Here is an 11,803-nt window from a genome sequence, read left to right on the forward strand (position 1 = left end):
TGATCAGTTTTTAGGCCATGTGCCCAGGGCCATGGTACTTTTTTTATCCACTTCTTTTCTCGCCGGCAAATGGTGGCGGATTCCATTTTGCGCCCGGCCCTTGTTTGAATAAAGCAATGCAAGGGAAATCAACAAGGTAAACAAACAGGCCAGGCGATAGTCCAAGAGGGTATAGACCGTATTGAAGGCCACCATAAAGGCCAAAGCAGAGCATATCACATACTTTACCTCGCCATTGACCCTCCCATTGAGCCATCCGATACCACTGCGCAACAGCGGATAGGCCACCATGGCAAAAAACAATACGAACGCCGGTATTCCCTGATCCACCATGATCTTTAGATACCCATTTTCCGGTTGGCGAAAGAAGTAGTACTCCACCCCGGGCTCAATGACAATGTTCAGGTCTTGGTGGTAGGTCATGATGTACTTTTCATAGTTGGCCATGCCAATGCCCCAAATGGGGTGTTTTGCGATCATGCCAAAGGTTTCCTCCCAAATGGCCTCACGGAAGTTGTAGTCTTCCCCAAGATTGTCGGTGCGACCAAAAATGGCCGCATTGGGCTTGGCCAAGAAGATGACCAAAACGCTAAAAATGCCCAGGGTGCCCAGTACGATCTTGGTCTTTAATTTTGCCATTAAAAAAAAGAGAACACACCCCAAGAGAAAGCCTCCCAAAGCGGCACGGCTGCCCGCCAAGACCACGGAGACGCCCATGGCCCCGAAGAGGGCATAGCCCAGATATTTCTCCAACTTTTTGGCGTTCGGGGGCATTAACAGAAAAAGAAAACTTGCCATGGCCAGAAATTGGCCATTGGTCTGGGAATCCAGGAACAAGCCCGGAAAACGGGTTGTACTGAAAGATTCCCCCTTTGCGTTGTTGTGTATCTCCGTATAGTAGGTAATACTTGGCCCTATCACTATTTGCAGGAGGATGAAGAGCATGGCCAGGCCAAAACCAAATTTAAGAATACGAAGCAGCTCGTACCTGCGCTCAAAATCCTCATAGAGGTAGTGAATGAAAAAACGTGTGAATATGAAAATGGTGAACAAAGGGTAGAGCATATAGAGCTTCTCTTGCGGATAGGCAGAGAAGAACTTTCCCAGCAGGGTCAGGCCAATAAATACAACGATGACCAAAACATAGCCCAAATTGTCCCGGCGGGACCTAAGGGTAACGAACTCCCGAAACAAGAAGAGCACAGCGGTTACCGCCAGAACATCAAAAACCCGTATAAAACCATAATCCAAGGGGAGAATTTTGGTGCTGGTAAAGGGCAGGGTCCAAAGGGTGTACTTTATGTAGGTGCCCACTGTGGGCCGCCAAACAAAAACCCCCATAAAACCCAAAATAACCACTAAAGCTATAATGTACTGTAGCATTTAGGAACGGATTGTCTTTACATTCTCCAATTGGCCGGGAAGCACCTTGGCGCCCGCATTGGGTGTCAGGGCTTCATAGCCATAACCGTAGCCGTAGCCTTTCTTAACCAAACCTCTTCCCTTTAGGGCGTTAAAAATCACCACACTCTCTTCAAAACCCTTACCGGTGGCGGTCTGCCCCAAGTGCTTTAGAACAAATTTGGGCGTATGCGCATGGCGCACAACAAAAGCGGTCTTGTCTGCATGTTGGGCCAACAAGGTGGCATCGGTGACCAGTGAGGTTGGTGGGGAATCTATGATAATGGCCTCAAAATCTGCCTTTAGTTCCGTGATGAAATCCTTCCACGCACCGCCCACCAACAAGGCCGTGGAATTGGTGTTGCTCTCTCCGGAGGGAAACAAACTTAAATTGTCATTTACTTGATATTGGAGACCTGAACGTTTCCCCTCGGTCAAATAAGTGGAAATACCTCCCTCCTTGCCATTATGACCAAACAGACGGGACACGGTTCCCTTTCTTAGGTCCATATCCACCAGGGCGGTCTTGATTCCGGAAAGGGACAGGGTCATGGCCAAATTGGCACTGACATAACTTTTTCCCTCTCCCACAATACTGGAGGTGACCAATAGGGTCTTCACTCGGGTGCCCTGATCGAACATGCCCAAATTGGAAAGCAGTCTCCTAAACTGATCCAGTATGTACAGTTGACGGTGTTCTGAAACCAAAACTTGTTTCTTTGCCTTTTTTAGATAGGACAGCTCCCCCACAATGGGCAATGGCATTGCTTCCTCCAGTTCTGACCGGAACAACACCCGAGTGTTGAAGAGTTCTCTTCCCGCCACCCACAGAATACCAAGGAACAAGGGCAACAAGGCCCCGATAAGGTACACCAGCATGCTCTTGGGAAATACGGGCTCCACGGAGGCCTCTGCCTTTTGTATGACCCTGACATTCCCTGCCGTGGGTGCGAGAGACAAGGCAGTCTCCTCCCGTTTTTGCACCAAAAAGTCATATAAATCCGATACGCTCTTCTTTTTTCGGGAAATCTCCACGAACTTCCGTTCCTGTTCGGGAAGCACGTTGAGCGCTTCACTGTACTTCCCGCTATTGCTGGTCAGGCTCTGCCTGCTGGCAAGGAGATTGGCCTTCTGGCTGCGCACATTTTCCAGAATACTGGGCCTTATCTGCGCAATGCGGTTGCGTACTGAGACCAGTATGGGGTTGTTTTCTGCCGTGGTCTTGCTCAACTCCTGATATTCGATCTCGGCATCGTACAACCGCTGAAGAAGTTCTGACAAAATGGGATCGTTGACCCCAAGGGTAGAGGGCACAATACCCGTGGCCGTTTGCTTGGAAACCACGTAGGCCTCTACCTTGCCCAGCACGGAGAGTTGCAATTTTATCTCGGCAATGCGGCGATCGTACTCTCCCACGTTCTGCAGATAAAGGTTGCCCTGCTGGCCCAAATCAATGACCCCTTCTGCCGATCGATATTTCTCCAGGTCTTTCTCCACGGCGATCAATTGGTCTCCCACCTCGGCTATGCGCTCATCTATAAAATTGAGTGTGTTGGATGCCAATGAATTCTGGCTTTCCACGGCGGCACTACGGTATGCTCCGATGAGTTGGTCCACAATGGCGTTGCCCCGCTCCGGATGGCTGTCCACGTAAGATATATTTACCACGGTAGATAATTTACTGGCCGCAACCACAGTGAGGTTTCCAAGAAGGCCATCCACTACCGCCCTTGGATCGTGCAACTCAAAGAAGAACTCCTCCTTATCATCGGCTGTGGTTGCTTCACCGGCCTTGAACATGATCTCACTGCCGCCAAAGGGTCCATCTACCCAAGTGTTGAGGGGTATGAGAGAATTGTTCATTAAAACGGCCTCCTTTTCCGGAAGGTATTGGAAGCCAACTTTATTGCCCTCCTCGGTGTTTCCCACGTTTGTGGGATCCCTGGCCACCACTTTTATGGGCGCATCGTTGAACATCGCCTGGGCACCGATCAATTTATCTTTGTAAACCGGAGCATAGAGATTTAAGCTTCGCACCACGTCATGCAGAATATCTTTGGACTGTAACACCTCTATTTCATTTTCCACGATCTTATTGGACTCAAACACATTGAAGGATTCCATAAGCTGGGACTCGTCCACGCCCTTTTTCTCATCATTGATCACCAAGGCCGCGGTGGTCTCAAATTTGGGGGTGGTAAAGGTTAAAAAAGCGTTGGCCAAGCCCAGTCCCAAAAGCACCAGGATCAAAAACAAAGGCCAGAACGGCAAGAATTTTTGCAGGACCAGGTGTATTAGATTTTGGTCGTTCTTTTCCATATTTCCATATTCCATCATCTTCCTATTTTTTCAATTTACCCGTGGTGTGGGCACCAGTTGCTATATCTCCTTGGTTTTGTTCCCAAGGGTCTTTGCTTTCTTCTTTACCAGTGCCCACATAAAAACAAATCCGTAGTAGATATATCTCTTCCACATTCGTTTTGGTTCGCGCACCAGCCGACCCAGCCATTCCAAGCCAAGGGTTATCCATATTTTTCCCGGTCGTTTCACGGTACCGGCATAAAAATCGAAAACGGCACCTATGGAACAGATAAGGCCCACTTCCAGATGGTCTTTGTTCTCAAAGGCCCATTTTTCCTGTTTGGGCGCCGTCATGCCAACAAAGAGCACTTGGGGCTTAAACTGGTTCACTGCTTTCTGCATTGCCGCCGTATCCTCTTTGGAGAAAGACGGTTTAAAGGCTGGAGAAAAACTACCGACCTTTACATTGGGGTATTCCCTCTGTACCCTTTCCCGTATCAGTTTCAAGGTGCTCTCCATAGCGCCCAGATAAAAGCAACTGCCGTTTTCCCTGTTCAGTTTTTGCAATAAAAAGGAATGGATGTCCGCCCCCGCTATTTTTTTGATCTCCCTTCCGTTCAAGAATTTGGAAGCGAAGGTGATGCCCACTCCGTCCGGAAGGAGCACATCACTATCCATCAATGCTTGTTTAAAGGCCACGTCCCGTTCCGCGATACAGTAAGAATATTGGTTTATGGTGCTCACCAAAACGGCATCCTTCACCTTTATGTCTTCCAGATCACCACAGAACACCGGATACCCCATGGTGGTCACGTTCCGATATTCTTTTTCCCTGTTCATGATACCTTGGTAACGGATCGGTTAAAAATTGACTATGGTGATAATGGCCAGCGATATGGCACTGAGCACCACGGGTATCCATGGCCTTACCACACTGGATTCCCCTACCTTGCCCTTTCGGGGCTCCACATAGATCACATCATTGGTTTGCAGATAATAGTAGGGCGAACTGAAAATCTCATTTGTGGTCAGGTCCAAACTGCGCACCACCCTTACGCCCTCTACCTCCCGTATCAAGGTAACCTCCTGTTTGTTCCCGTAGATGGTGATGTCCCCGGCCAAACTAAGGGCTTCCAGAATGGATATTTTCTCACTGGGAACGGTAAAGACCTCGGGCCTGGCCACTTCTCCCAGTACGGAGACCCTAAAATTCAAATAGCGTACGTCCACAATGGGGTCTATGAGCAGTTTTTTATCGGTGAGCAGTTGGCTAATATCGTCCCGCAACTCCTTTTTTGTCCTTCCGGCAGCCTTGATCGGGCCCAAAATGGGAAAATGGATGTACCCTTCCTTATCAATGAGATACCCTGATGCCTGGGTGGTTTGGCCACCCGCAGTAGAAGATTCCGCCGCCGTGGCATTGGACACGTTGAACATCTCTGCGGCCTCTTGGTTAACACTGCTCACCGCTATGCTCAACAGGTCGTTGACCCTTAGATCGGTCTCCATATTGTCCATTTCAGAAGAACGGTACACGGAGTTGGACACTCCGTAAAAATAGGTGGATTTCTTCATGCTTCCGCAGGATGAAAAAAGCAGGGACAGCAACAATGCCCCGATCCAAATTCGGAGTCCTATGCGATGGTTCCCAAGGTTCAGGGTAAAGAGCGCTTGCCCGTACAATGTTGGTTTCATTTCTTTCTCGGTTAAATTTTCAAATTTGTTCAATAGGCTTTTTCTTCACCTTTCAGCACATTGAAAATGGTGCAGTTCAAAATCTTTAGATCAAGGCCCAAGGACCATTTTTCCACATAAAAAATATCGAGGCGGGTACGGTTGTTGATGTCTGCCGGGGCCAAAATCTCCCCGCGGTAACCCTTTATCTGTGCCAGCCCCGTGATACCGGGCTTTACAAAATGGCGCACCAGGTATTTGTCCACCGATTTTTCAAAATCTTCTGTATGCACCACCATGTGGGGCCTGGGGCCAATAACGCTCATCTCTCCTTTGAACACATTGAAAAACTGGGGCAATTCGTCCAAGCTGGTCTTCCGTAGAAATCTCCCCACCTTGGTCACCCTCATATCGTTTTTGGTGGCCATTTTTTGGTCCGCATCAGCATTGACGGCCATAGAGCGGAACTTGTAGCACCAAAACGGCTTTCTTTTTAACCCGTGGCGCAATTGCTTAAAATACAGATTTCCGGGAGATTCCAGTTTTATCATAACGAAGAGAATGGGCACCAGCCAGGAAAGCACAAAGAGAATGACCAAGGTGGAAAAGCCGATGTCAAAAATCCGTTTCGTTATCCGGGCGTACTCTGTGTCCAAGGGCAGGCTCCTTAAATTGAGCACTGGGGTCCGATCATAGGACTCAATGCTCATGGCCCGGTTAAAAATGTCCATATCGTCCAAGATCACCTTGAAGCGTATCAGGTTATTGTCCGCAAACTCCACAAAGTTCTTTAGCTCCTCTTCGCTGAACTTGGAGGCCACACAGTATATCTCGTCAATATCATTGTTCAGGATATAGCCAAAACAGTCCAAAATACCGCCCAGATAAGTGGGACTGGAAGAAACCGTATCCGAAAAATACCCGTAGTAGCGGTAACCGAACTCCGGATTGTCAAAAACATTTCTTATTTTCCTCAGGTTTCTGTCCCGCCCCAATACCACGACCTTTACATAGTTCCCTCCTCCCAATCTATACCGGTGGCGCACATAAAAAAACAAGGCCCTGTAGCACAGAAAACAAACCGCAATGACCCCGAAGGTCATCATTTGGTAACGTATGGGCCCCGGACTGGTGTGCGTAAGGGCAAAGAGGGCAAAATAGGCCAACATGTAAACAAACATGGCCTGGATGAACTTATGAAACCGGGTCATGAACAATTCCTGTCTCCCGGTTGGGTAAAAGTTGAGGATCAGGGCCACCACCAACCAACTGACATTAAAATATGATATATTGACAACGGAAATATAGGTTTCCGGGGTCAATAGGAACAACACGCCATTGATGATGCACAAATGCGCCAATATTGAAATTGGTATGATTAAATCTGCGTTGGCGTATTTCATTGGTTAGTGTGAAATAGGAGTCCAAATTAGAACCTTGACCCGGGCTTAAAAACAATATTGGCCAAAAGACATCAATTTTGGGTTTAGTGTCTATAAAGGCTGTTTACCAATGATTTTAACAGAGTAATTTTCTGACAGATATACTATCTAAACTAGGCACCATCTTCACCGGAAGGTCACCATTTCATTATCAGTCCAAGGCTCAAAGGTTGGGCCACGAGGCGTTCAATGCACAAAGGGTGTCCCGGTTCCGCTCTAAATGCATCTATCGGGTTTTACCAGATCATCCATCAATAATTCCATTATGGCTGCTAATCCACGTCAAAAAAAATCGCTGTCCCCACTGTTGCCCGATCACCGTTGCGATGCCCAAACCATCTTCGGAAAAATTATGTTTTCATTGGGGTTACACCCCATTGCGAAAGCTTGATACATCATCTGGGCTAAAGGGGTTTTTGGTTGCCAAGGAGATTGGCAGCCTTAAGGGTTAAAAAACCGTATAGACCCTAATTGAGCACCAATCACTCAGGACAATGTGCAAGCCACCTGACCATTTACGATCGCTGGGAACACCACCCCTTCCATATAGCATGTACAGCATAAAAAAGAGGGGCCCGTTTGTGCAACGGGCCCCTCGCCTCAATGACTTAACTTGCTAGACATCTCAGCCTGTGCCGGCACCCACACCACGGGAAAGGTACCACTGGTACATGGTCTCCACGCCCGTATTCAATTCCACGGTATGCTTCCATCCCAGGCTGTTGAGTTTGGAGACATCGGTAAGCTTTTTCATTGTGCCGTCCGGCTTGTCCGTGTTAAAATGGAATTGCCCGTTAAAACCAACAATTTCCTTGATCATGGTGGCCAACTCGGCAATGGACACATCTTTGCCCGTACCAATGTTTATATGGGTATTCCTTACTTCAGCGGCTCCGGCACCATAGGTATCCTTGAAGTTGATGCGTTCCATTAAAAACACACAGGCATCTGCCATGTCGCGGCTCCACAAAAACTCCCGCATGGGTTTTCCGCTGCCCCAAATCTCCACAAAAACCTTCCCGTTGTCCCTGACATCCACACCAAACTCCTTTAACTTTTTTAGAATTTCGGTTTTTCCGTGCCCGGGCCCCACGCCCTCAATGGGCAAGGCCTCCAAGTCTCTGTAAATGGCATCCCAATCATTGTTCTCCAATGCTTTTCCCAAATGCACCTTGCGCAAAAGGGCGGGCAGTACGTGCGATTTCTCCAGGTCAAAATTATCATTGGGCCCGTAGAGATTGGTGGGCATCACGGATATAAAATTGGTACCGTACTGCAAATTATAACTCTCGCAGAGCTTTATGCCGGCAATCTTGGCAATGGCATAGGGCTCATTGGTATATTCCAGCACATCGGTGAGCAAATAGCTTTCCTTCATGGGCTGGGGACAGTTTTTGGGGTAGATGCAGGTACTGCCCAAAAACATCAATTTCTTAACGCCATAACGGTAGCTCTGGTGCACCACATTGTTCTGGATCATTAAATTGTCATGGATGAAACTGCCCCGGTACACATTGTTGGCCACAATGCCCCCCACTTTTGCCGCCGCCAAAAAGACGTATTCCGGCCGCTCTTTCGCAAAAAAGTCCGCCACGGCATCGGTTCTGGTCAGGTCCAGCTCCTTGTGGGTTCTTGCAACAATGCGCTCATATCCCTTTTCTTTGAGATTCTTCACTATGGCGCTGCCCACCAGGCCCCTGTGGCCCGCTACATAAATTTTGGCGTTTTTATCCATTCCGCTGTTATTCAAAATAGTTCATGGTTTGGTATCCGCCCCGGTTCAGGTACTGGTCTTTTTTCATAAGTTTCAAGTCGCTCATGACCATATCCTCAACCAGCTCCTTTAGTTCGATCTGTGGGGTCCAGCCCAGTTTGTTCTTTGCCTTGGAGGCATCCCCGATCAACAGGTCCACCTCTGTGGGCCTGAAATAGGCGGGATCCACGGCCAGTACCTCTTTTCCGATCTGCAATTGATGGTCTGGATGTTCACAGGCCTTTACATAGGCCTTTTCGTCAATGCCCGTACCCTTGAATTCCAAGGTTATCCCCAAATGGCCAAAGGCCATGATCACAAAGTCGCGCACGCTGGTGGTGGTACCGGTGGCAATGACCCAATCTTCGGGTTCATCTGCTTGGAGGATCATCCACATCATTCTAACATAATCCTTGGCATGGCCCCAATCCCTCTTGGCGTCCATATTCCCCAGATAAAGTTTATCCTGAAGGCCCAAGGCAATGCGTGCCGCGGCCCGGGTGATCTTTCTGGTCACGAAGGTCTCGCCCCTTATGGGAGATTCATGGTTGAACAAGATACCGTTACAGGCAAACATATTATAGGCCTCCCTGTAATTTACCGTGATCCAATAAGCGTACATTTTGGCAACGGCGTAAGGGCTGCGGGGGTAAAAAGGGGTGGTCTCTGACTGGGGCACCTCCTGTACCTTGCCGTAGAGCTCAGAGGTGGAAGCTTGGTAAATACGGGTCTCTTTTTCCAGACCCAGCAACCGTACGGCATCCAAGATGCGCAGGGTACCAAGCCCATCTGCATTTCCGGTATATTCAGGGGTCTCAAAAGAAACCTGGACATGGCTCATAGCGGCCAGGTTATATATTTCGTCAGGCTGTATTTCTTGGATTAGCCGGATCAGATTGGTACTGTCCGTCATATCTCCATAATGTAGGATAAAATTTCTGTTCTCCACATGGGGATCTTGATAAAGGTGGTCTATGCGGTCTGTGTTAAAAAGGGAGGCCCTCCTTTTTAAGCCGTGTACCCGGTACCCCTTTTTTAACAAAAATTCACTCAAATAAGCCCCGTCCTGTCCCGTTGCCCCGGTAATAAATGCAGTCTTCATAAAAAACAATATGTATAGGGTTAGTATCCTTCCCAATTCGTGGGAAGGCCAAAAATAGGTATTTAATGTTATTGGAAAAGGGGCGAAAGGGGCAGGAACGGACATTTACGACAACTCCCTTGAAAAATACGCCCTACGGCAAGGAAAGCAGGGAAGACAAGTTCCCGGTGGTCGGCTTTTTTGGTGTCAGGTCGATGTCACCTGTCCAAGGAACCGAACAACGCCCCAATTCATATAGATGCCTTACCGGATGCTTTATGGACGTTTCTCTCCATAAAATCCCTTGAGTATTGTTTTCCAACAGCTTGCATCCAAAACATCTAAATCACTTAATCCTTTGCAGCTACATCATAATGCCTTCAAACACAAAATAAGCTGGTGTTTAAGCTAATGAAAAAGGGAGTATGGCCCATGCTCTTTTAAACGAAACCGACCGCAAAAGGATGGACCCCAATCCAGAAATTTCCGTACTTCCATCAAGGATTTTGAATGGGGATTGTACCCTTAAAAATGTGACCGCAAAAGGACTGGCCACACCCTTCCCTACAAAGCTCAGATTGAAGATCAAAGGGCCCCACTCAATAGTCTACGCTTGTAACTGAAACAATTTCAATTGGTTACGATTTTTGTTCTTTGATATTTGCAATGATTCTCTATTAAACAGTTGATTTATAGGTACTTTGTAGAAAGCAGAGACGCTCAGGATTTTTAGCATATCGAGCATTCTTTGTTGAATTTGAAAGCGGTAAGTGGCAATTGCAACAATCAGGTAAGTGGCAATGGCGACCCGAATCTGCGATTTGACGGCATTCTCGTTCGCCCCAGAACAGCTTGATTCCAAGGTGCTGTTTTATCCATCGAAAGAAGATTTCCATCTTCCATCTCGAGCGGTAGAGCAGCAATACTTTCTGCGCCTCCATCTCCATATGGTTCGTCAGCAGCACGGTGGCCTTGCCCGTTTCAGGGTCTTTGGCCTTGATGCGCCTGAGTTTTACAGGGTAGGCCTTCCTTGAACCATGAACGACCAGTTCACCGATCTGATCACAGACGATGTCTTGCTGGCCGCTTTTCGGCCTTGAGTACTGGCGCTTGAACCTTAGCGAGCTTTTGGCGCGGATGACAAAGAAAGCACCCGATCTCTCGATACGATAGAGCTGTGCGAAGTCCATATAGCCCCTGTCCATGACGTAAAAGGCACCAGGCTCGAAAAAAAGTTGCTTGAGAATGGCCATATCATGGGTCAGGCCATCGGTCACACAGAAAAACTCGGGTATTCCATGGTGGATATCGAGCAGTGAGTGCATCTTTACCGCAGCGGTGGTTTGCCTGTACTTAGTCCATGGGAATACGTTGAGGCAGAGGTGTACCAATGACGCATCAAGGGCGTAGACGGTATGGTCAATATCGGGCCCTTTGTGCGGCATGCCTTGGTAGCGTTGGCGCGCACGCGCCATGAGCACCTGGGCAAAATCGCAGTAGATGCGCCAGTTGCGCTGCCGGTTGGCATCGGCCCAAGTCGAACGGGTGACCGCCGTGCGAAAGCCGAAGTGGTAGAGCTGCCTTTCCCTAGACTGCAGGCAAACCACAATGTCGCGAAGGCTCTCGCGAAAGGTCACCTGACCAAAACTAAGGCACAAAAAGTGCTGCCAACAGCTGAACTTTCGTACCCGGGAATTGCCCTTGTAACGATTGGTGCACTTGTTGAACTCATACCTGGGCACCAAATCCATCAATTGCGTAAAAACGTACCTGCCGTGATTCATGGTCTAAGAATTTTGATGTTTAGACCACAAAGCGAAGCATTCAAATCAAATAATCAAAGAATGGCTGCAATGGCGCTATATTTGAGGTGTCCCAAGCAATGATGCTTTTTAAACGGGACACTATTGAACGTCTGGCAAAAAAGAATTAACTTTTTAAGAATAATGATATTACTTACAGAATTTATTTTTTTTCAATCCTAGAACTCATTTAAACTTTTTCAATTTTATTTTTTTCAGTGCCAACACGATGAAAGATAGGTAGTTGAACCCTTTCCAGCTTGCAATTGTGGTGTCGAACCTGTTGAGCGGTGACCTGAAGCTGTCCATCCATGCGTTTGTCCGCTCCACGGCATATCTCTCATCATAT

The 11,803-nt window shown here is 47.9% G+C and carries 8 protein-coding genes and 1 pseudogene; all 9 read right to left on the reverse strand.

Annotated elements, in window-relative coordinates; translation table 11 throughout:
• Positions 1 to 3 precede the first annotated feature (3 nt).
• Positions 4 to 1,383, reverse strand: coding sequence for an O-antigen ligase family protein (locus ACKWCC_RS06605; RefSeq protein ID WP_413995119.1), 1,380 nt, complete (start codon positions 1,381 to 1,383; stop codon positions 4 to 6).
• Positions 1,384 to 3,738, reverse strand: a complete 2,355-nt coding sequence (locus ACKWCC_RS06610) for a GumC family protein (RefSeq protein ID WP_413995120.1) — start codon at positions 3,736 to 3,738, stop codon at positions 1,384 to 1,386.
• Between the two features lie 42 nt (positions 3,739 to 3,780).
• Positions 3,781 to 4,542 carry a WecB/TagA/CpsF family glycosyltransferase gene (locus ACKWCC_RS06615; RefSeq protein WP_413995121.1) on the reverse strand — a complete coding sequence of 254 codons (762 nt, stop codon included), beginning with the start codon at positions 4,540 to 4,542 and terminating at the stop codon, positions 3,781 to 3,783.
• Between the two features lie 21 nt (positions 4,543 to 4,563).
• The gene (locus tag ACKWCC_RS06620) at positions 4,564 to 5,397 is read right to left on the reverse strand and encodes a polysaccharide biosynthesis/export family protein (RefSeq protein WP_413995122.1); all 834 of its coding nucleotides are present in this window, start codon (positions 5,395 to 5,397) and stop codon (positions 4,564 to 4,566) included.
• Between the two features lie 29 nt (positions 5,398 to 5,426).
• Positions 5,427 to 6,779 (reverse strand): exopolysaccharide biosynthesis polyprenyl glycosylphosphotransferase, encoded by a 1,353-nt coding sequence (locus ACKWCC_RS06625; protein ID WP_413995123.1) that lies wholly within the window; start codon positions 6,777 to 6,779, stop codon positions 5,427 to 5,429.
• A 664-nt stretch (positions 6,780 to 7,443) separates the two neighbouring features.
• Complete coding sequence (locus tag ACKWCC_RS06630) at positions 7,444 to 8,553, reverse strand: GDP-L-fucose synthase family protein (protein ID WP_413995124.1); 1,110 nt, start codon at positions 8,551 to 8,553, stop codon at positions 7,444 to 7,446.
• Between the two features lie 7 nt (positions 8,554 to 8,560).
• Positions 8,561 to 9,673, reverse strand: a complete 1,113-nt coding sequence (gene gmd / locus ACKWCC_RS06635) for a GDP-mannose 4,6-dehydratase (protein ID WP_413995125.1) — start codon at positions 9,671 to 9,673, stop codon at positions 8,561 to 8,563.
• A gap of 656 nt (positions 9,674 to 10,329) precedes the next feature.
• Positions 10,330 to 11,436, reverse strand: coding sequence for an IS4 family transposase (locus ACKWCC_RS06640; RefSeq protein WP_413995126.1), 1,107 nt, complete (start codon positions 11,434 to 11,436; stop codon positions 10,330 to 10,332).
• Between the two features lie 204 nt (positions 11,437 to 11,640).
• Positions 11,641 to 11,803, reverse strand: a pseudogene (locus tag ACKWCC_RS06645) (IS5 family transposase); the annotation flags it as partial.

This window comes from Maribacter aquimarinus (assembly GCF_047345505.1).
Lineage (GTDB): Bacteria > Bacteroidota > Bacteroidia > Flavobacteriales > Flavobacteriaceae > Maribacter.